The 19,770-nt window shown below is 55.3% G+C and carries 22 protein-coding genes and 1 pseudogene; 13 read left to right on the plus strand and 10 right to left on the minus strand.

The genetic code is table 11. The features are described from left to right. Positions 1-4 precede the first annotated feature (4 nt). The gene (locus ACMYSL_RS27270) at positions 5-1,132 is read right to left on the minus strand and encodes a slipin family protein (RefSeq protein ID WP_434660676.1); all 1,128 of its coding nucleotides are present in this window, start codon (positions 1,130-1,132) and stop codon (positions 5-7) included. A gap of 100 nt (positions 1,133-1,232) precedes the next feature. Between ACMYSL_RS27270 and ACMYSL_RS27275 the strand changes: the two genes are divergently transcribed. The 3 genes from ACMYSL_RS27275 (at position 1,233) to panS (ending at position 4,217) form a co-directional block, all read left to right on the plus strand. Next, entirely contained in the window at positions 1,233-1,577 is a 345-nt protein-coding gene (locus ACMYSL_RS27275; RefSeq protein ID WP_434660678.1) for a hypothetical protein, read from the plus strand. A gap of 3 nt (positions 1,578-1,580) precedes the next feature. After that, complete coding sequence (gene rtcR / locus ACMYSL_RS27280; protein WP_434660680.1) at positions 1,581-3,161, plus strand: RNA repair transcriptional activator RtcR; 1,581 nt, start codon at positions 1,581-1,583, stop codon at positions 3,159-3,161. A 111-nt stretch (positions 3,162-3,272) separates the two neighbouring features. Further along, entirely contained in the window at positions 3,273-4,217 is a 945-nt protein-coding gene (gene panS / locus ACMYSL_RS27285) for a ketopantoate/pantoate/pantothenate transporter PanS (RefSeq protein WP_434660682.1), read from the plus strand. Between the two features lie 186 nt (positions 4,218-4,403). Here the strand turns inward: panS and ACMYSL_RS27290 are convergent, their stop codons facing one another. Together ACMYSL_RS27290 and ACMYSL_RS27295 are read right to left on the minus strand one after the other, a co-directional pair. Beyond that, positions 4,404-4,742, minus strand: a complete 339-nt coding sequence (locus ACMYSL_RS27290; protein ID WP_139540801.1) for a helix-turn-helix domain-containing protein — start codon at positions 4,740-4,742, stop codon at positions 4,404-4,406. Beyond that, positions 4,739-5,095 carry a type II toxin-antitoxin system RelE/ParE family toxin gene (locus ACMYSL_RS27295; RefSeq protein WP_139540800.1) on the minus strand — a complete coding sequence of 119 codons (357 nt, stop codon included), beginning with the start codon at positions 5,093-5,095 and terminating at the stop codon, positions 4,739-4,741. Before ACMYSL_RS27295 ends, ACMYSL_RS27290 begins: the two co-directional genes overlap by 4 nt. Positions 5,096-5,289: 194 nt before the next feature. Here ACMYSL_RS27295 and ACMYSL_RS27300 point away from each other — a divergent pair, with 194 nt between their 5' ends. Then, positions 5,290-5,562, plus strand: coding sequence for a DUF3811 domain-containing protein (locus ACMYSL_RS27300; RefSeq protein ID WP_110277236.1), 273 nt, complete (start codon positions 5,290-5,292; stop codon positions 5,560-5,562). Here the strand turns inward: ACMYSL_RS27300 and rluF are convergent. Then, the gene (gene rluF, locus ACMYSL_RS27305; protein WP_434660684.1) at positions 5,559-6,428 is read right to left on the minus strand and encodes a 23S rRNA pseudouridine(2604) synthase RluF; all 870 of its coding nucleotides are present in this window, start codon (positions 6,426-6,428) and stop codon (positions 5,559-5,561) included. The genes ACMYSL_RS27300 and rluF overlap by 4 nt on opposite strands. Positions 6,429-6,852: 424 nt before the next feature. Here rluF and ACMYSL_RS27310 point away from each other — a divergent pair, with 424 nt between their 5' ends. The 8 genes from ACMYSL_RS27310 (at position 6,853) to ACMYSL_RS27345 (ending at position 13,371) form a co-directional block, all read left to right on the plus strand. Further along, entirely contained in the window at positions 6,853-7,800 is a 948-nt protein-coding gene (locus ACMYSL_RS27310; RefSeq protein WP_434664289.1) for a sugar-binding transcriptional regulator, read from the plus strand. A gap of 71 nt (positions 7,801-7,871) precedes the next feature. Further along, positions 7,872-8,675, plus strand: coding sequence for an SDR family oxidoreductase (locus ACMYSL_RS27315; protein WP_304255092.1), 804 nt, complete (start codon positions 7,872-7,874; stop codon positions 8,673-8,675). A 9-nt stretch (positions 8,676-8,684) separates the two neighbouring features. Further along, positions 8,685-9,092 (plus strand): mannose/fructose/sorbose PTS transporter subunit IIA, encoded by a 408-nt coding sequence (locus ACMYSL_RS27320; protein WP_434660686.1) that lies wholly within the window; start codon positions 8,685-8,687, stop codon positions 9,090-9,092. Next, complete coding sequence (locus ACMYSL_RS27325; RefSeq protein ID WP_142464690.1) at positions 9,092-9,586, plus strand: mannose/fructose/sorbose PTS transporter subunit IIB; 495 nt, start codon at positions 9,092-9,094, stop codon at positions 9,584-9,586. The genes ACMYSL_RS27320 and ACMYSL_RS27325 overlap by 1 nt, the downstream gene beginning before the upstream one ends. Positions 9,587-9,651: 65 nt before the next feature. Continuing rightward, entirely contained in the window at positions 9,652-10,449 is a 798-nt protein-coding gene (locus tag ACMYSL_RS27330) for a PTS mannose/fructose/sorbose transporter subunit IIC (protein ID WP_142514418.1), read from the plus strand. 11 nt (positions 10,450-10,460) lie between these two features. Continuing rightward, a complete protein-coding gene (locus ACMYSL_RS27335; RefSeq protein ID WP_105889496.1) occupies positions 10,461-11,285 on the plus strand; it encodes a PTS system mannose/fructose/sorbose family transporter subunit IID in 825 nt (274 codons plus the stop codon). A gap of 51 nt (positions 11,286-11,336) precedes the next feature. Continuing rightward, the gene (gene sorE / locus ACMYSL_RS27340; protein ID WP_434660689.1) at positions 11,337-12,569 is read left to right on the plus strand and encodes an L-sorbose 1-phosphate reductase; all 1,233 of its coding nucleotides are present in this window, start codon (positions 11,337-11,339) and stop codon (positions 12,567-12,569) included. Continuing rightward, entirely contained in the window at positions 12,562-13,371 is an 810-nt protein-coding gene (locus ACMYSL_RS27345) for a shikimate 5-dehydrogenase (RefSeq protein ID WP_434660691.1), read from the plus strand. The genes sorE and ACMYSL_RS27345 overlap by 8 nt, the downstream gene beginning before the upstream one ends. On the opposite strand, the gene ACMYSL_RS27350 is transcribed toward ACMYSL_RS27345, so the two are convergent. From ACMYSL_RS27350 to ACMYSL_RS27375, 6 genes and pseudogenes are all read right to left on the minus strand, one after another. Continuing rightward, entirely contained in the window at positions 13,308-13,562 is a 255-nt protein-coding gene (locus tag ACMYSL_RS27350) for a hypothetical protein (RefSeq protein ID WP_434660693.1), read from the minus strand. The two genes, ACMYSL_RS27345 and ACMYSL_RS27350, sit on opposite strands and share 64 nt — an antisense overlap. 362 nt (positions 13,563-13,924) lie before the next feature. Then, positions 13,925-14,014, minus strand: a pseudogene (locus ACMYSL_RS27355) (type II toxin-antitoxin system CcdA family antitoxin); the annotation flags it as partial. Positions 14,015-14,162: 148 nt separating this feature from the next. Then, on the minus strand, positions 14,163-14,528 hold the full coding sequence (locus tag ACMYSL_RS27360) for a hypothetical protein (RefSeq protein WP_434660695.1): 366 nt from the start codon (positions 14,526-14,528) through the stop codon (positions 14,163-14,165). 356 nt (positions 14,529-14,884) lie between these two features. Then, positions 14,885-16,426: a DHA2 family efflux MFS transporter permease subunit gene (locus ACMYSL_RS27365; RefSeq protein WP_434660696.1), complete on the minus strand. Its 1,542-nt coding sequence runs from the start codon at positions 16,424-16,426 to the stop codon at positions 14,885-14,887. Between the two features lie 11 nt (positions 16,427-16,437). Next, on the minus strand, positions 16,438-17,574 hold the full coding sequence (locus tag ACMYSL_RS27370) for an HlyD family efflux transporter periplasmic adaptor subunit (protein WP_434660697.1): 1,137 nt from the start codon (positions 17,572-17,574) through the stop codon (positions 16,438-16,440). Then, on the minus strand, positions 17,543-19,027 hold the full coding sequence (locus ACMYSL_RS27375; protein WP_434660698.1) for an efflux transporter outer membrane subunit: 1,485 nt from the start codon (positions 19,025-19,027) through the stop codon (positions 17,543-17,545). Before ACMYSL_RS27375 ends, ACMYSL_RS27370 begins: the two co-directional genes overlap by 32 nt. A gap of 108 nt (positions 19,028-19,135) precedes the next feature. Between ACMYSL_RS27375 and ACMYSL_RS27380 the strand changes: the two genes are divergently transcribed. Beyond that, complete coding sequence (locus ACMYSL_RS27380) at positions 19,136-19,753, plus strand: TetR/AcrR family transcriptional regulator (RefSeq protein ID WP_434660699.1); 618 nt, start codon at positions 19,136-19,138, stop codon at positions 19,751-19,753. Positions 19,754-19,770: the final 17 nt, after the last annotated feature.

Below are 19,770 nucleotides of genomic sequence, written 5' to 3' on the forward strand. Positions count from 1 at the left end.
TTCGTTATCCTTTTATATTCACCAGGCCATGCAACACCTGGTCCAGACCGCCAAAGACTGAGATTTTATCGATACGCTCCGCCACTCTTTCCAGCGTTTCCAGTTCTTTTAAGCGCAGCGCCACCGGGTTGTTTTCCATCACCTTCGCGGTGTTCAACAGCGAGCGGGTGGCGGCGGTCTCTTCACGCCGACGGATCACATTCGCCTGCGCCGACTTTTCTGCCTCGACCAACTGTGACAAAATCGCTTTCATATCGCCCGGCAGCACAATATCTTTCACCCCCAGGGACGCGACTTCGATGCCAAAGGGCGTCATGCGGGCTTTCACCTGCGCGCTCACTACTTCATCAATCATCTGCTTATCTTCCAGCAGCTCGTCCAGCGTGCGCGTCCCCACTGCTTCACGCAGGGCAAACTGCAGCTCGCGATACAGATGATCCAGCGGTTTCGTCAGCTGGCAATAAGCCTGCAAAACATCGCTGTAGCGCCAGTTCGCCGCCAGATTTAAACGCAGGTTCACTTTATCTTTAGTCAGGATCTCCTGGCCGCCGACCTCCAGTACCTGTAAACGGGTATCGACCACTTCGGCTTCCACCAGATGATTAATCTTCCAGTAAGCAGACAGGCCCGGCGGCAGTAACGGCTGGGTCTCGCCATCGATTTTCAGCACCCCAACGTGCCACGCAGGAACCGATACGGTGAGGATCGACTCACGGCCTTTTACCGCACCGTGACGTCGCGGCTGCAATACGGCATTCATCACCGCAGTCGGAACTTGAACCTGCCGGGTATCCATGCGTATCAGCTTCATATCCTCGCTGGCGGGCCAATACAGACGACGCGTAGAGGGCGGTAAAATTTCCTGCAAAGCGCCGTTGGTATACAGCGCTCCGGTCTCGGTATCCGTCAGATCCGCCGCCAGGCAATAACGTTCAACCCATGCAGGCTGAAACTGACGTAAATACTCCGCCAGCGCTTCCGGCACTTCGCTACCGTCCATGTTGACGATCAGCACTTCAGGGACGTTAAACCACGGCAGGCGGTGCGTACCCGCCTCCAGAACCTGATAGTAGTCACCCTCACGGGATAAAAGACCCAGTTGACCTTTGCGTATCGTAATTTTCTTCGTCATTTTTTATTCCTTTAAAAGTTAATCAGGCGCGGATGCAGGGGCGAAGCCGCAGGGGAATTCCCTTTTGCCTGCGGCCCGGCGTCTTTACCGGCGGCCTGTTTTGGGGATTGCTGACAGCTCAACGCCCCGTTTTATTTCTATGATTAACAACCATTTTTCATTCGGAGATGAAATTGGGAATCGAACCCGTGGTGGTCATCGGCTGACGGAACACTTCAGAAAAACAGCCTCTGCCGTTCCTGAGGTGCCGGCGGGGTTTAACCCCCTGCGTTTTCAGCGTATTGACGAGAGAGTTATTGCCAGATGCGTGCCAGAAAGAACAAATGACGAAATAAATTTTTATCTAATTGATTTTTATGTGTTTATTTTGACACGCCTTTTTTACCATTGCCGCCAGGAAGCAATTTTTTTATCTTTAAATATCGAGCATTATCTTTTTGGATAAATCATGAAAAAGCGGCGGGTAGTGATTGGCGTACTCGGAACGGTGCTGGACAAGCGCGGTAAGCGGGCAAATCGATTAAAAAAGTGGCGGCCCACCGTTGGGCTATGCCAGCAGGCCGATTTTCCCGTCGACAGGCTGGAACTGCTCCACCAGCCGCGTGATGAAAGCATGGCGCAAAGGTTGATTGAAGATGTGGCTCTGCTTTCACCCCATACCCAAGTGCGGCCACATACGGTCGAAATTAACGATCCGTGGGATTTTGAAGAGGTTTACGCCGCCTTCCTCGATTTTGCGACTCACTACGAGTTTGATACCGAGAACGAAGAGTATCTGGTACATATCACCACCGGGACTCACGTGGCGCAGATTTGCTGGTTTCTGCTGACGGAAGCGCGCTATCTTCCCGCCAGCCTGCTGCAAACCAGCCCTGCGCCGAAAGGTTCAGCAGATGAGCAGATCGCAGCTGGCACCTGCTCGGTTATCGACCTTGATTTAAGCCGCTACGCCACGCTCACCAGCCGCTTTCAGCGCGAGCAGCAGCAGTCCGTCTCCTTCCTGAAGGCCGGTATTGATACGCGCAACGCGACGTTCAATAAACTTATCGATCGTATTGAGCGCGTGGCGATCCGATCGACCGATCCGATCCTGCTCACCGGCCCAACTGGTGCCGGTAAGTCTTTCCTCGCCAAACGTATTTTTCAGCTTCGCCAGTCGCGTCATCAGGTTGCAGGCAGGCTGGTGGCAGTAAACTGCGCCACCCTGCGCGGCGATAACGCTATGTCCACACTGTTTGGTCACGTCAAAGGCGCATTTACCGGCGCGGTTACACCTCGCGCCGGACTGTTACGCGAAGCCGACGGCGGCGTGCTGTTTCTTGATGAAATCGCCGAGCTGGGGCTGGATGAGCAGGCCATGCTGCTAAAAGCCATTGAGGAGAAAACCTTTTTCCCATTTGGTTCCGATAAAGAGGTACACAGCGATTTCCAGTTGATCGCCGGTACCCATCGCGATATGCAGCAATGGGTGGCGGAAGGTCGTTTTCGCGAAGATCTCTATGCGCGTATCAATATGTGGCGCTTTGCCCTGCCGGGCCTGGCGCAGCGGCGGGAAGATATCGCACCAAACGTAGAGTATGAATTACAGCGCTTTGCAAACGAACGGCAAACGCAGATCCGTTTCGATAAAGACGCCCGCGAGCGCTATCTGACTTTTGCCTGTTCCCCACAGGCCCAGTGGCGCGGCAATTTTCGCGAGCTCGGATCGTCCGTCGCGCGAATGGCAACCCTGGCCGAGCAAGGGCGGATTACGCTCGCTCTTGCGCAAGAGGAGATGGCGCTCTTACAAGAGAGCTGGCAGCTCACCACATCTTCTCCTGATATCGAAATGGAAATCGATCTGTTCGATCGCCGCCAACTGGAAACCGTTCTGGAGGTGTGCCAACGCAGCGCTTCGCTGTCCGAAGCCGGACGCGAGCTGTTCGCCGTCTCCCGTCAGAAAAAGGCCAATCCCAATGATGCCGACCGCCTGCGCAAGTATTTAGCCCGCTTTGGGCTGAGCTGGGAGAGTATCCGCAGTGGAACATGAACATAATTAGTTTGAATAATATTCCTTAGCACGATAAACAATAGCTATGGCCGGGCTCGATCCCGGCCTGTTTATAACAAGCAAACACAACATACGTGCAAGGAAAACAACATGCTCGCCACGCTTACGCGGCTGTTCCCATTATGGGCGCTGCTGCTCTCGGTTATCGCGTATTACACGCCATCCACTTTCACTCCCATTGGTCCCTGGGTCCCGACGCTGCTGATGCTGATTATGTTCGGCATGGGCGTTCACCTGAAGGTGGACGACTTTAAACGCGTCCTTTCCCGCCCGGCACCGGTAGCGGCGGGGATTTTTCTGCACTATCTGGTGATGCCGCTTGCCGCCTGGCTGCTGGCGCTGATTTTCAATATGCCGCCGGAGCTCTCCGCCGGGATGGTGCTGGTCGGCAGCGTTGCCAGCGGCACGGCATCCAATGTCATGATCTACCTGGCTAAAGGCGATGTGGCACTGTCGGTCACCATCTCGTCGGTTTCCACGCTGGTCGGCGTGGTGGCAACGCCGCTGCTGACGCGCCTTTACGTCGATGCACATATTCAGGTGGACGTGATGGGGATGCTGCTTAGCATTCTGCAAATCGTGGTGATCCCGATTGCGCTGGGACTGGTGGTTCATCACCTTCTGCCAAAAGTCGTCAGGGCGGTAGAACCGTTCCTCCCGGCCTTCTCAATGGTTTGTATTCTGGCGATTATCTGCGCCGTGGTAGCCGGTTCCGCTTCGCATATCGCCTCCGTGGGCTTTGTGGTAATCATCGCGGTTATCTTGCACAACACCATCGGCCTGCTCGGCGGCTACTGGGGCGGACGACTGTTTGGTTTTGATGAATCCACCTGCCGTACGCTAGCGATTGAGGTAGGGATGCAGAACTCAGGTCTGGCCGCCGCGCTGGGGAAAATCTACTTTGGCCCGCTGGCCGCGCTGCCAGGCGCACTGTTCTCAGTCTGGCACAACCTGTCCGGCTCGCTGCTGGCGGGTTACTGGTCAGGGAAGCCGATTGCGGATGAATCGCTTAAGGCAGGAAAAAAGAGCAGATAAAACGTAACTTTGATGAAAATCTCCCGGTGGCGCTGCGCTGACCGGGCTACAGGTCCACAGCCGTTTGCGGTCTGGTAGCCCGGACAGGTGCAAAGCACCGCCTCCGGGATCTCACCTGATGGTGCCGCGCTTACCAAGGCTACGAGTTTGCGGGTTTTATACTTACCGCACACTGGAAGCATTGTCTTAACCCACCAGGAGCGTGACCGGTCTGCCTAATTTTCCCAACATCATCACCAGCGCATCCAGGGTGAATTTATTCGTTTTTAGGTTAACGACATCCGAAACCCGGGGGCGGGAGATGTTTAATTTCGCTGCGGCCTCCGTCTGTTTCAGATGGTTCTCATCAATCCAGTCAGAGATCTCCTGCATAAGCTGTTGCTTAAGAATAATAAGCTGCTCAACTTCACGCTCAGCGCCCTGCTGGAGCAGGTTTGCCTGAGTCTCATCAAATCCCAATTCGGCAAAAATATTGGCATCCGCAGAGGTGATATGGCGAATGTTACTGTCGATGACTTTGCTCATTTATGGCTCCTGTGCTCTTGCTGAACGGCCTGGAAACGAACTCTTGCTATGCGTTTATCATGGTCGGAAATTCGCTGTGTTTTTTTACTGAAGCAGTGCAGGACATACACCGCATTGCCAAAACGGGAAAGATAGATAATCCGGAATGTCCCGGACGTCTGACGAAGCCTTATTTCTTCCACTCCACGACCAATTTCCGACATCGGTTTCCAGTCGGCAGCCTCTAAGCCCGCTTGTAAACGATGCAACTGGTATCCGGCATCTTTACGAACGTCTTCAGGAAAACTAAGCAAATCCTCAAACGAACTTCCAATCCATGCAATAGACTTATGTTCTCGCTTCTGTAATAGCATACCACATCCTTGTATAAAATTTTATACAAACCAAAGAGAGATAGCCGAGACGAGCGCTTCTCCATTGCTACGCTACGTCAGCCAGAACGGCCCGTCACTTCAGAAGGGAATAATCTGCGAGTCGCTTTCAGGATTAGTTCTATTTTGTATCGAATACCGTACACTGAAGTCATCGGCTAACTGAGGGCACCACTATGGCACTCCCCCGCATTACCCAAAAAGAGATGACCGAGCGCGAACAGCGCGAACTAAAAACCCTACTCGATCGCGCGCGCATTGCGCATGGCCGTCCGCTGACTAACGCGGAAACCAATAGCGTGAAAAAAGAGTACATCGATAAACTGATGGTTTTACGCGAAGCAGAAGCCAAAAAAGCCCGCCAGTTGAAGAAAAAGCAGGCTTATAAACCGGATAGTGAAGCATCGTTTTCCTGGTCGGCGAGTACGCCGACGCGCGGCAGGCGTTAGCGCCCTTTCTTTTTGCGCCCCGGCTGAACAAAACGTTTACCGTTCGACGCCGGGCGTGATTTCTCAGCCGTCTTTTCGATTGCCACCACCGGGCGTTTAATCCCCGCCGTTTTCGGCTTCGCTTTCGCCTTCGGTTTCGCTTCTGAAGAAGACCCTTCAATCAGCTTAAACAGATCAATCAGCTCATCATCAGTCAGATCGCGCCATTCCCCCAGCGGGATCCCCGTCAGGCTGACGTTCATAATCCGCGTGCGTTCAAGCTTCGTGACTTCATAGCCAAAGTGCTCGCACATGCGGCGGATCTGGCGATTCAGCCCCTGAACCAGGGTGATACGGAACACAAACGGCGCTTCCTTTTTGACTTTGCACTTCTTCGTCACCGTCCCGAGAATCGGTACGCCCGCCCCCATCCCACGGATAAACTCATCGGTCACCGGCTTATCGACGGTAACCAGATACTCTTTTTCGTGATCGTTACCGGCACGCAGGATCTTGTTAACCAGATCGCCGTGATTGGTCAGAAAGATCAGCCCCTGTGAGTCTTTATCCAGACGACCGATCGGAAAAACGCGTTTGCTGTGGTTAACGAAATCGACGATGTTGTCGCGCTCGCCGTCTTCGGTGGTGCTGACAATGCCAACGGGTTTGTTCAGCGCAATCAGCACTAAATCATCCGCTTCACGCGGCTCGATCAACCGACCATTGACCTTTACCACGTCGCCAGCTTTCACCTGGTCGCCAATGGTGGCGCGCTTGCCGTTGATAAAAACGTTGCCTTGTTCGATAAAGCGATCGGCCTCGCGGCGCGAGCAAATTCCGCTTTCGCTGATGTATTTATTGAGTCGGGTTGACGAGTCGGGCAGCATAACCTCTCCTGAAACACTTCATCCTTCAAGTTGTCCGGGCGCTCACTCTCTTGCCGCCTTGATAAAACTTGAATGCTTTTATGTTTAAAAAGCGAAATATACCCTACCTTGCGAACGATAAAAAATAATCGCGTACCCGCTGCCTGGCACTAAATGTGATCTATCGCGCCTTTCAACACAAAAGTGTTCATTTAAGACCTCTGCAACTTTGACCGGCGAAATAAAGCAGAATCAGGCCTTTAGCACTACCAGCACAAACGTGCCGTAAACCACCCACTCACACATCAAATGTGCAACAGAAACCGCCAGTATATCGTCATGAAATAGATGAAAATTGCTTTGAAGTACAGCATCGATAGGGTTATATCAGATCAGGACAGCAAATATGTGATTTGCACAAATGTGCAGGAGTCGAAAGATGACGATGGAAAATAGCGACGATATCCGCCTGATCGTGAAAATCGCCCAGCTCTATTACGAACAGGATATGACCCAGGCGCAGATTGCCCGCGAACTGGGGATTTATCGCACCACCATCAGCCGTCTATTAAAACGCGGTCGCGAACAGGGCATCGTCACTATCGCCATTAATTACGACTACAACGAAAACCTGTGGCTTGAACAGCAGCTCAAACAAAAATTTGGCCTCAAAGAGGCGGTGGTCGCCACCTGCGACTCCCTGCTGGAAGAGGATCAGCTTAATCTTATCGGTCAGCACGGCGCACAGTTGGTCGACAGGTTGCTGGAACCTGGCGATATCGTCGGTTTCTCCTGGGGCCGCGCGGTGCGTGCGCTGGTAGAGAATCTACCCCAAGCCAGCCAGTCGCGTCAGGTTATTTGCGTACCGATCATAGGCGGCCCCTCCGGCAAACTGGAAAGCCGCTACCACGTCAATACGCTGACCTACGGCGCGGCGGCGAAGCTAAAGGCAGAATCGCATCTCGCCGACTTTCCGGCGCTGCTGGATAACACATTAATTCGCAACGGCATTATGCAGTCCCAGCACTTTAAAACGATTGCCTCCTATTGGGATAACCTCGACGTCGCACTGGTAGGGATTGGTTCTCCGGCGATTCGCGATGGCGCCAACTGGCATGCATTTTACGGCAGCGAAGAGAGTGACGACCTCAACGCCCGCCAGGTCGCTGGTGATATCTGTTCACGCTTTTACGACATTGATGGCGGAATGGTAGAAACCGCCATGAGCGAAAAAACGCTCTCTATTGAGATGGCGAAACTTAAGCAAGCACGTTATTCCGTAGGTATCGCGATGGGCGAGGAAAAATACTCCGGTATTCTTGGCGCATTAAATGGAAATTATATTAACTGTCTGGTGACAAACAGAGAAACTGCCGAGTCGTTACTGAAGTAAATTTCAAGAATATGATTTCACGCAGCGCTGCTGCGGGGGATCCCTTTATCTAAAGAAAACAGGAGTCGATAATGGAAACGTGGTTAAATTTAAAAGGAAAAATTATTATTGTTACCGGTGGTGCATCAGGAATTGGTCTGGCCATTGTCGATGAGTTATTAGCCCAGGGCGCAAATGTGCAGATGAGCGATATTCACGGCGGTGATAAACATCAGGACGGTGAAAATTATACTTTCTGGCCGACCGATATCTCCAGTGCCAGCGAAGTGAATAAAACTATCGACAGTATCATTCAACGTTTTGGCCGCATTGATGGTTTGGTAAATAATGCCGGGGTTAACTTCCCTCGTTTATTAGTCGATGAGAAAGCGCCGGCCGGTCGTTATGAATTAAATGAAGCCGCATTCGAAAAAATGGTCAATATCAACCAGAAAGGCGTGTTCCTGATGTCGCAAGCGGTGGCTCGTCAGATGGTCAAACAGCGCGACGGCGTGATCGTTAACGTCTCGTCGGAAAGCGGGCTGGAAGGCTCCGAAGGCCAGAGTTGTTATGCCGCAACCAAAGCCGCGCTGAATAGCTTTACCCGCTCCTGGTCGAAAGAGCTGGGCAAACACGGCATCCGCGTCGTAGGCGTTGCGCCCGGCATTCTGGAAAAAACAGGACTGCGTACGCCGGAATACGAAGAAGCGCTGGCCTGGACCCGCAGCATCACCGTTGAACAGCTACGCGAAGGCTACACCAAGAACTCCATTCCGATTGGTCGCTCAGGTCGTCTCTCTGAAGTCGCTGATTTTGTTTGCTATCTGCTCTCAGAGCGCGCCAGCTATATCACCGGAGTAACCACTAACATCGCGGGCGGAAAAACGCGCGGCTAAGGAGGAAAAATGGTTAATGTCATCTTCTGTGCCCACGGTCAGTTGGCCTGTGCCATGCTCGACTCAGTCCGTATGGTTTATGGCGACGTCAACGTCAACGCTGTGGAATTTATCCCTGGCGAGAACGCGGGGGATATCGCCACAAAGATCGAAAAGTTAGTAAGCACTCACAGTGGTGAGCAATGGCTTATTGCCGTCGATTTACAGTGCGGCAGCCCTTGGAACGCCGCCGCCGGGCTGGCGATGAGCAACCCGCAGCTTCGGGTCATCAGCGGCTTGTCGCTACCGTTGGCTCTGGAACTGGTGGATAACCAGCAAACGATGAACGCTGACGAACTGTGCCAACACCTGGAGACCATCGCCAGCCAGTGCTGCGTCACCTGGCAGCAGCCGGAAACCGTTGAGGAGGATTTCTGATGAACATTACGCTCGCCCGTATCGATGACCGTTTAATTCATGGTCAGGTCACCACCGTGTGGTCAAAAGTGGCCAACGCCCAGCGAATTATTATCTGTAATGACGATGTTTATAACGACGAAGTTCGCCGTACGTTACTTCGCCAGGCCGCACCTCCGGGGATGAAGGTTAACGTAGTGAATCTCGAAAAAGCCGTCGCGGTCTATCACAATCCGCAATATAAAGACGAAACGGTTTTTTATTTATTCACTAACCCGCAGGACGTATTAACCATGGTGCAGCAGGGCGTGAAAATAGCGACGCTGAATATTGGCGGCATGGCCTGGCGACCGGGTAAAAAACAATTAACCAAAGCGGTGTCATTAGACGAAGCGGATATTCATGCTTTTCAGCAACTGGATAAGCTGGGCGTTAAACTCGATTTACGCGTCGTGGCCTCCGATCCATCGGTTAATATTCTCGACAAAATAGCTGAGCAATCCGTTACAGAATAATAAATCGCGCCTGTAGTGATATGCCGTAACAGGCAGGGATTCTTATACCCTCAAGGTGACAAATTATGGAAATCAGTACCCTACAAATAATAGCCATATTTATTTTTTCCTGTATTGCCGGGATGGGCAGCGTACTGGATGAATTCCAGACTCACCGCCCATTAATCGCTTGTACCGTCATTGGCTTAATTCTCGGGGATTTAAAAACCGGGATTATGCTCGGCGGCACTCTGGAGCTCATTGCGCTGGGCTGGATGAACGTCGGCGCGGCGCAGTCTCCGGACTCGGCGCTGGCCAGTATTATCTCGGCCATCCTGGTGATTGTCGGCCATCAAAGCATCGCCACCGGGATAGCTATCGCGCTACCGGTCGCCGCTGCGGGCCAGGTGCTCACCGTGTTCGCCCGTACCATTACCGTGGTGTTCCAGCATGCGGCGGATAAAGCAGCAGAAGAGGCGCGCTTTGGGACCATCGATTTGCTGCACGTCTCAGCGCTGGGCGTCCAGGCGCTGCGCGTCGCTATCCCCGCGCTGGTGGTCTCGCTGTTCGTCAGCGCCGATATGGTCAGCAATATGCTTAACGCCATCCCGGAATTCGTCACTCGCGGTCTGCAAATCGCTGGCGGTTTTATCGTCGTGGTCGGCTACGCCATGGTGCTGCGCATGATGGGCGTGAAGTATCTGATGCCCTTCTTCTTCCTCGGCTTCCTCGCGGGCGGTTACCTCGACTTCAGCCTGCTGGCCTTCGGCGGCGTAGGGGTCATCATCGCGCTGATTTATATCCAACTGAACCCCCAGTGGCGCAAACCTGAACCGCAGGCCACCGCCACCTCTTCCACCGCCCTTGACCAGCTTGACGACTGATGGAGCCCAACATGGAACAGAGAAAAATTACCCAAGGCGACCTGGTGAGCATGTTTCTGCGATCCAACCTGCAGCAGGCGTCATTCAACTTCGAACGTATTCATGGGCTTGGCTTTTGCTACGACATGATCCCGGCCATTAAGCGTCTCTATCCGCTGAAAGAGGATCAGGTTGCCGCGCTGAAACGCCACCTGGTGTTCTTTAACACCACCCCGGCAGTCTGCGGCCCGGTCATTGGCGTAACGGTGGCGATGGAGGAAGCGCGGGCTAACGGCGCGGCTATCGACGACGGCGCAATCAACGGTATCAAAGTCGGCCTGATGGGCCCGCTGGCCGGGGTTGGCGACCCGCTGGTGTGGGGGACATTGCGGCCGATTACCGCCGCCCTCGGCGCATCGTTGGCGCTCTCCGGCAATATTCTTGGCCCGCTGCTGTTCTTCTTTATTTTCAACGCAGTACGTCTGGCCATGAAATGGTACGGACTGCAGCTGGGCTTTCGTAAAGGGGTCAATATCGTCAGCGATATGGGCGGCAACCTGCTGCAAAAACTGACCGAAGGGGCCTCCATTCTGGGCCTGTTTGTGATGGGCGTGCTGGTCACCAAGTGGACCACCATCAACGTGCCGCTGGTGGTTTCGCAAACGCCGGGCGCCGATGGTTCGACCGTCACCATGACCGTGCAGAACATCCTCGATCAGCTCTGCCCCGGCCTGCTGGCCCTTGGCCTGACGCTGCTGATGGTGCGTCTGCTTAATAAAAAAGTGAACCCGGTATGGCTGATTTTTGCCCTGTTTGGTTTAGGGATTATCGGTAACGCGCTGGGCTTCCTGTCCTGATTATTCCGCCCCGGCGATGCCGGGGCTACTGTGCTAAATATGAGGTGGTTTATGCAAACAACAACTGCTCTTCGCCTGTACGGCAAACGCGACCTGCGCCTGGAAACTTTCGAACTCCCGGCGATGCAGGATGATGAAATCCTCGCCCGCGTGGTCACCGACAGCCTGTGCCTCTCCTCGTGGAAAGAGGCGAATCAGGGCGAGGACCACAAAAAAGTGCCGGACGATGTGGCGACCAACCCGATCATCATCGGCCATGAGTTCTGCGGCGAGATTATCGCCGTCGGTAAAAAGTGGCAGCACAAGTTCCACGCCGGTCAACGTTATGTGATTCAGGCCAACCTGCAACTGCCGGATCGCCCGGACTGCCCCGGCTATTCATTCCCGTGGATCGGCGGCGAAGCGACCCACGTGGTGATCCCTAACGAGGTGATGGAACAAGATTGCCTGCTTTCCTGGGAAGGCGACACCTGGTTTGAAGGCTCGCTGGTGGAGCCGCTCTCCTGTGTGATTGGCGCGTTCAACGCCAACTATCATCTGCAAGAAGGCAGCTATAACCACGTGATGGGCATTCGTCCGCAGGGACGTACGCTGATCCTCGGCGGCACAGGTCCGATGGGGCTGCTGGCTATCGATTACGCGCTGCATGGCCCGATCAATCCGTCGCTGCTGGTGGTGACCGATACCAATAAGCCAAAACTCAGCTATGCGCGTCAGCACTACCCGTCCGAGCCGCAAACGCTGATTCACTATCTTGATGGTCATGATGCCAGTCGAGAAACGCTGATGGCACTTACCGGCGGCCACGGTTTTGACGATATTTTCGTTTTCGTCCCTAACGAACAGCTCATCACCATGGCTTCATCGCTGCTGGCTGCTGACGGCTGCCTGAACTTCTTCGCCGGTCCGCAGGATAAACAGTTCAGCGCGCCGGTCAATTTTTACGATGTGCATTACGCTTTCACCCACTATGTGGGCACCTCCGGCGGTAATACCGACGATATGCGCGCCGCCGTAGCGCTGATGCAGGCGAAAAAAGTCCAGACTGCAAAAGTGGTGACCCATATTCTGGGACTTAATGCGGCGGGCGACACCACCCTGGATTTACCGGCGGTTGGCGGCGGTAAAAAGCTGGTCTACACCGGGAAAAACATTCCGCTCACGCCGCTGGGGAAAATTAGCGACCCGGAGCTGGCGGCGATTATGGAGCGCAACCACGGCATCTGGTCAAAAGAGGCGGAAGAGTACCTGCTGGCCCACGCGGAGGATATTACTCATGATTAATCGCGACACGCTGCTGTGTATGTCCCTGGCTGGTCGTCCGGGCAACTTCGGCACCCGATTTCATAACTATCTGTATGAAAAGCTGGGACTGAACTACATCTATAAAGCCTTTACGACCAGGGATATTGAAGCGGCGGTCAAAGGCGTGCGCGCGTTAGGTATTCGCGGCTGCGCGGTATCGATGCCGTTTAAAGAGAGCTGCATGCCGTTTCTCGACGCTATCGACCCTTCGGCGAAGGTGATCGACTCGGTTAATACCATTGTCAACGACGACGGTAAGTTGACCGGGCTGAACACGGACTACATCGCGGTGAAAAGCCTGATTGACAGCAATCAGCTCGATTCCTCTGCCAAAGTGATGATCCAGGGCAGCGGCGGGATGGGTAAAGCGGTGATCGCCGCCTTTCGCGATGCGGGGTTCCGCGACGTGATTATCGCCGCCCGTAACCGTGATAATGGTCTGGCGCAGGCGAAGCAGTATGGCTTTCAATGGCAGCCAAAACCGGAAGGGATCCCGGTGGATATTCTGGTTAACGTCACCCCGCTCGGTATGGCGGGCGGCGCGGAAAGCGAAACTCTGGCCTTCAGCCAGACAATGGTGGAACAGGCCAGCGTGGTGTTTGATGTGGTCGCCCTGCCGCCGGAAACCCCGCTTATCAAGCTGGCACAGCGGCTGGATAAGCAGGTGATCAGCGGCGCGGAAGTCATTGCCTTACAGGCCGTGGAGCAGTTTGCGCTCTACACCGGCGTACGCCCTGACGATGCGCTGGTCGCCGAAGCCTCGGCGTTTGCCAGAGGGTAAGGAACAGGTAGCCCGGAAAAGGCACGGTGTACTCCCTCTCCCTTTTTAAGGGAGAGCCAGTTCAGAAATTCGCGGCATCCGGCTGGGGTATTGGCGAATTTTTTGGTTTTGTACTTCTGGTTTGGCAGCTGGACAGCAACGTCGAATTTGAGTTTGGCGATATCAACGCCGACAGGGACAAGATTCATCATGGTACTCCGTAACCTTATGAATATTATCGCCGGACCATCCTTATATGTGGGTGCTCAGGGCACAGGATACCGTTCGGTCTTGAGGCGACAGGGAAACAGGTTACCGGGGCATAATCTCTCCCGCGGGCTCAGGGGCTCCAGGGCTGGGTGATGCTCACCGGTAACCTCCCGATGATCAGTCGGGGATCTTCTCCGCCGGAACGGAGAAGGTCAAGACATAAGGGCTGCGGTGAGGGTAACGCTCAGTAAACTATCCGTGGAATGTCCCGGAGGCGGCGCTTGACGCGCCTTGTCCGGGCTACCAAACCTCAGACCGCACGGACCCGTAGCCCGGTCAGCGCAGCGCCACCGGGAAGACATAGTTAAAATGATCGCTGAAAATCGCTAAATGAGCCATTTTCAGCCACCCACTGGTTAATGGCATCAATCGAACGCTGATTTTCCCATTGCCACCCGGACGCTTCATCCGCTGGTGCCCCTTCTTCTCGCGTATCTTTTTGCATAATAGGCTCTCCAGATAACATTTCTTCCTCTCAAACTTATCGTATTTCCAGACGGGTAACACGCCCCGAAGAGTCAGTCTGCGAGGCGCTTTCCAGATTAATTCAGAGAGTCGCTGGCAAAAACTTGCCGATCTGCCTTCGCTTCCAGCAGCGCCAGCGCAGGAATCAACTGGCTGATGCAGGCCAGGCTATGCCCTAACTGACATACGCTTTCGGCGGAAAAAGGCACCGGATCTTCGTTAGCCATCGTGACAAGGCTGTCACCCAGAAAATGCAGCGTGTGGCACAACCCCGCCAGACACTCCTCGCAGCCAAAAGAGAGCGCCAGATTTTCTTCAGGAGTTAACGGACTAAAATCGAGATGATGGATCGCGTCGACAAGCGGGAAATGGAGCAGATTAGCCTCGGGGATCGGGGAGAAAGACTCGGGGCAGGCGTTAGTGGTACGATTAGCAGCAGCCATGGCATTACCTCGTATAATGTGGTGGTCAGACGCCCCGATCGTGTTGCTGCACTTTCGGGGCGTTGTCATTTTTAGCATGTGATAGTAATGTGTCATCACACATGCTCACACTACTCTAGTGTAATTTAGGTGTCAACACACATGAATGAAAGAAGAGGAAACCCACCGTTTCAGTTTCGCCTGGACCCGGAACTGAGAAAGGCAATGGAAGAGGCACAACGTTTAGATGGAGACGAATCGTTAGCCGCCTGGATTAAACGAATTATCAGAAAAGAGTTAAAGCAGAAGGGGTTTGATATTTAAGCCCCCGACGTAAACAGCCTCGCTGCGCCGGGGGTTTAGCGTAAAGATAAGACTTAGTGTCCGCCTGCGCCGGCCTCCACCACGCGTGAAGGGCGCGGCGCCAGCCAGATAACGCTGGCGGCGATCACAAATGCGATGCCGATACCGATCATCATCTGGTTGGTCGCCAGCATCGAGCTCTGGCCGACAATCAAACCGTCAATCGCCTGATTCACCGCATCCACCGGCATCCCGCTGTGGGTCAGCATCTCGCGCACGCTGCCGTCGCTGTCCACGATCCCCACCAGCTCGGCGTGGTTATAGGTGATACGGTTATCCCAGACGGTGGTCACCAGCGAAGTAGCAAATGCGCCTGAGAGGGTACGGAGGAAGTTCATCAGCCCGGCGGCGGAATCCATCTCCCGCTCCTCGACGCTGGCCAGCGCCAGAGTGGTGGTCGGGATAAAGAAGAACGGCAGCGCGAACCCGAGCACCAGCAGCGGAATAGACACATCCCAGAACGCCATATCGGTGTTGGCGATGGCGCGCCAAAATGAAACCACGCCCATCCACAGCACGCCCCAGAACACCAGCTTACGCGGGTCGAAACGACCAGCGGCCATCGCCACCAGCGGCGCAACGAGGAAAGAACTGACCCCGGTCCAGGCGGTGGCAAACCCTGCTTGCGTTGCGGTGTAGCCCATAAAGTTTTGCAGCCACAACGGCGTCAGTACGTTAACGCCAAAGAAGGCGGCAAACGCCAGGCTGATGGTCAGTACGCTGACCGAAAAGCCGCGATGGCGGAAAACCCGCAGGTCCACCACTGGCGTCTCCTCGTGCCACTCCCAGATAAGAAAGGCGATAAACCCCACTACCGCCACAACGCAGAGAGTGATAATGGTGCTTGATGAGAACCAGTCGAGGTTTTTCCCCTCATCCAGCATCAGTTGCAGCGCGCCCACCCACACCACCAGCAGAACCAACCCAACCATATCAATGCCGCTGCGCGACAGCTTATCGGTATAGCGCTTCAGCAGGTTCCAGGCGAAGAAAGCGCTGATTCCAGCGATGGGCGCGTTGAGGAAGAAGACCCATGACCAGCTGAAGTCATCGCAAAGATAACCGCCGAGGATCGGCCCAATCACTGGCGCAACCATCGTCGTCATCGACCACAGGCCAATCGCGGCAGAGACCTTCTCACGCGGGAAGATGCGCATCAGCAGCGTCTGCGACAGCGGCATCAGCGGGCCGCCGCTCAGCCCCTGGAAGACCCTCGCCACCACCAGAATGCCAATGGAGCCGGAAATGCCACAAATGATAGAGAAAACGCCAAACAGCACCATCGAGGTGATAAACACCCGCACCGAACCAAAGCGCGACGCCAGCCAGCCGGTCAGCGGCACGGTGATCGCCTCCCCCACCGCATAGGCGGTAATCACCCAGGTGCCCTGACTGCTCGCGGCCCCCAGAGCGCCAGCAATATGCGGCACCGCCACGTTGGCGATGGTCATATTCAGCACGGCGATAAAGTTGGCCGTCGCCAGGATAATGGCGGCGAGCCACAGCGCAGCGCCGGTTAACGGCTGGATCTGCGGCTCTGCAACAGACTGATTCATACCATCCCCCATCAGCGTCCACGGGTGTCGATTTCAGCGTGCATTGACAGCCCCACCTTCAGCGGATGCTTATCCAGCTCGATCGGGTCAAGCTTGATACGTACCGGCAGACGCTGAACAACCTTGATCCAGTTGCCGGTGGCGTTCTGCGCTGGAATAGCTGAAAACGCTGAGCCGGAGCCGCCGGAGAAGCCTTCCACCACGCCGTGATAGGTCACGGAGCTGCCGTACAGATCGGCATGCAGCTCCACAGGCTGGCCGACGCGGACGTTGGTTAGCTGCACCTCTTTATAGTTGGCGTTAACGTACATCTCATGGACCGGCACGACGGTCATCAGCGGCATCCCCGCCTGCACGCGCTGCCCCGGTTCAACCTGACGTTTAGCAATAATACCTTCGACCGGCGCACGAATTTCAGTACGCGCCAAATCGACGGCGGCCTGATCGCGGCGCGCGCGAGCCAGCGCGACTTCCGGATGGTTGTCCACGGAGGTATCACTGATCCGCACCGCGTTAGTTTCCCGCGCACTAAGGGCCGACGCTCGGTTAGCTTTCGCCTGGCTGGCCGCCGCCTGCTCCGCCGCCAGCCGGGCTTTGGCGCTATCCCAGGCGTTCTGCGCCTGCGTCAGCTCGTCGCCGGATACCGCGCCGTCAGACACCAGCGCTTTACGCCGCTTCAGGTCAATACTGGCGCGGGAGAAATCTGCCTGCGCAACCGCCAGCTGCGCCGCCGCCCGCAATTCATCGGCTTCACGGGCCTGAATCTGCGAATGGAGGTTGCTGTCGGTGGTAAAATAGCCCTTCACCCGCCGGATAGTGTTTTCCAGCTCCGCGTCGGCCTGGGCCTTCGCCAGTTGAGCATCGGTGGGGTCGATACGCACCAGCAGGTCGCCCTTTTTCACCGTCTGCGTATCCTTGACCAGCACTTCACCGACCGTTCCGCCAATAGACGGCGTCACCTGAGTGATTTCCACCGCCGCATAGGCGTTATCGGTGGCCACAAAATGCGAGCCATACAAAAACCAGTATCCACCGGATAGCGCCCCGGCGATGATAACTACGCCAGCCAGCAGCATCAGCTGTGCTTTACGTCGTTGTTGGCTTACGTTTGGGGTTTTAGACATCATCAGATCCTTTTGCTTCTTCATCCTGCGGCTGCTGGTAGCCGCCACCCAGCGCGCGTTGTAGCGCGACATCAACAGAGAAGGCGCGCGACTGCACCACGGCAAGTCGGCGCTGACATTCCAGTACCGAATCCTGGGCGTACAGCACATCGATGTACGTCGCCAAGCCTCCTTCATAACGTTTGCTCACCACCCGCCAGGCCTCGCTGGCCTCGGTTGCCGCCGTCTGCGCGCTGGCAATCTGCGCCGTTAGCGCTTTCTGGCTCAACCCCGCGCTCGCCACCTCCTGCAACGCATGGGTGACGGTAGCGTTGTAGCGGGCGGCGGCGATATCGTACTCAGCCATCGCGCCGCGCAGCTCACCGCGCAGGCGACCACCGCTGAAGATAGGCAGCCAAATAGCCGGTCCGGCGTTGCCGAATTTCGATCCTGATTCGATGAGGTTATCCAGCCCCAGCGCCTGGAAGCCGATAAATGCCGACAGGTTGATGTTGGGGTAAAACGCCGCTTTATGAGCGCTAACCTGACTATCCTGCGCTTGTGCCATCAGGCGGGCAGCGACGATATCCGGGCGACGACCCAGCAGGTTGACGGGGAGCTGTTCCGGCAGTCCGCGCACGTTGTGCAAATTAATTTGCGGCCGCTTGATGGCCAGCCCGCGATCCGGCCCGGCCCCCAGCAGTTCTGCAAGCTGATAGCGCGTAAGCTGGATACGCTCATCAAGCACCTGTAGCTCGCCCTGCGCGGCGGCCAGCCGCGACTGGGCAATATGCAAGGCCGAGCGTGTTTCCATACCATTGTGATAGCGTTTATCAAACAGCTCTGCGGTTTTGCGCCGCGCCTCCACTACCTCCGCGACGCTGTCGCGTTCGGCGTAATATTGCGCCAGATCGGCATACGCCATCGCGACCGCGGCGGACAGCTCCAGCTGCGCCTGATACTGCTCCGCGCGGGTCGCCTCAATTACCGAAGTCGCCGCCGCCAGCGAGGCGCGGTTTTTACCCCAGAAATCCAGATCCCACGAAAGGTCGAGCGTCATCTGGCCATACTCTTTCCAGCCAATGGGCGACATTTCGCGCGGCAGTAAATAGTTGTAGGACTGACGCTGCTGGCTGGCCGTTGCCGAAGCGCTGAGCTGCGGCAGCAGTGCCGATTGCGCCTGCTGGCCTCTGGCCTCGGCGCTGCGCAAACGCGCGGCGGCAATGGTCATATCGGGGGCGTTTGCCAGCGCCTCGTCAATAAGCGTATTGAGCTGGCTGTCTCCATAGCCGCGCCACCACTGCTGCGTCGGCCAGACCGCCTGCGCATTCAGCGGCAGCGTACTCGCCCCATAGCTTTCAACGGCTTTGAGTTCCGCCTTAGGCGGTGCATCCGGTAGCTGCGCACAGCCGACCAGCCACAGCGCAACTGCCAGCGGCATCAGCGTTCTGCGACAGGCAGTGCGCGTAAAAAATGAAGGTAAGGCATCCTGTTCCATAATTATGTCTATCCTGATATTGAACTGTACTGTACGGTACAGTTTTGGAGTGTATCAGAGTCGTGATAAAATTGAACAGCCCTTTCTTTTCTCAGCCGGTCGTCAAATATGAAAAGCACCAGAACCGAAGTAAAACGACAAAATATCCTTGATGAGGCCACGCAGGTATTTCGCGAACTGGGCTATGAAGGGGCCTCAATGGCGGAAATCTGCGCCCGCGTCGGCGGCTCGAAGGCCACGCTGTATAACCATTTTGCCTCGAAAGATGAGTTATTTTTTGAAGTGATGTCGCGCCTGTGCGAAGAAGAATTCTCCGCGGTGCTCAAGCTGGTGGAGCCATCAATGCTGGAGCGCGGCGACATTACGCTCGCGCTAAATCAGTTTGGTCAGCGCTTTTTACACTTTATCTACTCTCCGGATGTGCAATCCAACCAGCGGCTGGCGATTGCCGGTTCCGGTAACAACAAGCTGGGCGATCTGATCTATCAGCGCGGCATCCTGCGCGTTCAGCAGCTGATCGCCGATTTTTTATCTCTCGCCATGGAGAATGGTTTGCTGCGCCATGCCGATCCGCGCATTACGGCGCTGCACTTGAGCGCGTTGTTGCAAGCAGAGCTGATGGACCGGTTTTTATTCCGCCAGCAGGACCGCGTTAGCGATGAAGAAGTGCAGCAGGTTACAGCCCGCGCCGTTGAGGTGTTTATGGCGGCTTATCTTCCGCGTTAAGCTCATTTTAGCGTGAG

Source organism: Klebsiella sp. MISC125, assembly GCF_051131775.1.
In the GTDB taxonomy this organism is placed as follows: domain Bacteria; phylum Pseudomonadota; class Gammaproteobacteria; order Enterobacterales; family Enterobacteriaceae; genus Klebsiella.

What these genes read in the sequence shown, in the direction of transcription:
- ACMYSL_RS27335 (WP_105889496.1), top strand. Translation starts at nt 10,461, where the DNA reads ATGGAACAGAGAAAAATTACCCAAGGCGACCTGGTGAGCATGTTTCTG.
- ACMYSL_RS27325 (WP_142464690.1), top strand. Translation starts at nt 9,092, where the DNA reads ATGAACATTACGCTCGCCCGTATCGATGACCGTTTAATTCATGGTCAG.
- ACMYSL_RS27310 (WP_434664289.1), top strand. Translation starts at nt 6,853, where the DNA reads ATGGAAAATAGCGACGATATCCGCCTGATCGTGAAAATCGCCCAGCTC.
- panS (WP_434660682.1), top strand. Translation starts at nt 3,273, where the DNA reads ATGCTCGCCACGCTTACGCGGCTGTTCCCATTATGGGCGCTGCTGCTC.
- ACMYSL_RS27270 (WP_434660676.1), bottom strand. Translation starts at nt 1,132, where the DNA reads ATGACGAAGAAAATTACGATACGCAAAGGTCAACTGGGTCTTTTATCC.
- ACMYSL_RS27320 (WP_434660686.1), top strand. Translation starts at nt 8,685, where the DNA reads ATGGTTAATGTCATCTTCTGTGCCCACGGTCAGTTGGCCTGTGCCATG.
- sorE (WP_434660689.1), top strand. Translation starts at nt 11,337, where the DNA reads ATGCAAACAACAACTGCTCTTCGCCTGTACGGCAAACGCGACCTGCGC.
- ACMYSL_RS27300 (WP_110277236.1), top strand. Translation starts at nt 5,290, where the DNA reads ATGGCACTCCCCCGCATTACCCAAAAAGAGATGACCGAGCGCGAACAG.
- ACMYSL_RS27370 (WP_434660697.1), bottom strand. Translation starts at nt 17,574, where the DNA reads ATGAAGAAGCAAAAGGATCTGATGATGTCTAAAACCCCAAACGTAAGC.
- rtcR (WP_434660680.1), top strand. Translation starts at nt 1,581, where the DNA reads ATGAAAAAGCGGCGGGTAGTGATTGGCGTACTCGGAACGGTGCTGGAC.
- ACMYSL_RS27345 (WP_434660691.1), top strand. Translation starts at nt 12,562, where the DNA reads ATGATTAATCGCGACACGCTGCTGTGTATGTCCCTGGCTGGTCGTCCG.
- ACMYSL_RS27350 (WP_434660693.1), bottom strand. Translation starts at nt 13,562, where the DNA reads ATGATGAATCTTGTCCCTGTCGGCGTTGATATCGCCAAACTCAAATTC.
- ACMYSL_RS27315 (WP_304255092.1), top strand. Translation starts at nt 7,872, where the DNA reads ATGGAAACGTGGTTAAATTTAAAAGGAAAAATTATTATTGTTACCGGT.
- ACMYSL_RS27360 (WP_434660695.1), bottom strand. Translation starts at nt 14,528, where the DNA reads ATGGCTGCTGCTAATCGTACCACTAACGCCTGCCCCGAGTCTTTCTCC.
- ACMYSL_RS27330 (WP_142514418.1), top strand. Translation starts at nt 9,652, where the DNA reads ATGGAAATCAGTACCCTACAAATAATAGCCATATTTATTTTTTCCTGT.
- ACMYSL_RS27375 (WP_434660698.1), bottom strand. Translation starts at nt 19,027, where the DNA reads ATGGAACAGGATGCCTTACCTTCATTTTTTACGCGCACTGCCTGTCGC.
- ACMYSL_RS27380 (WP_434660699.1), top strand. Translation starts at nt 19,136, where the DNA reads ATGAAAAGCACCAGAACCGAAGTAAAACGACAAAATATCCTTGATGAG.
- ACMYSL_RS27290 (WP_139540801.1), bottom strand. Translation starts at nt 4,742, where the DNA reads ATGAGCAAAGTCATCGACAGTAACATTCGCCATATCACCTCTGCGGAT.
- rluF (WP_434660684.1), bottom strand. Translation starts at nt 6,428, where the DNA reads ATGCTGCCCGACTCGTCAACCCGACTCAATAAATACATCAGCGAAAGC.
- ACMYSL_RS27365 (WP_434660696.1), bottom strand. Translation starts at nt 16,426, where the DNA reads ATGAATCAGTCTGTTGCAGAGCCGCAGATCCAGCCGTTAACCGGCGCT.
- ACMYSL_RS27295 (WP_139540800.1), bottom strand. Translation starts at nt 5,095, where the DNA reads ATGCTATTACAGAAGCGAGAACATAAGTCTATTGCATGGATTGGAAGT.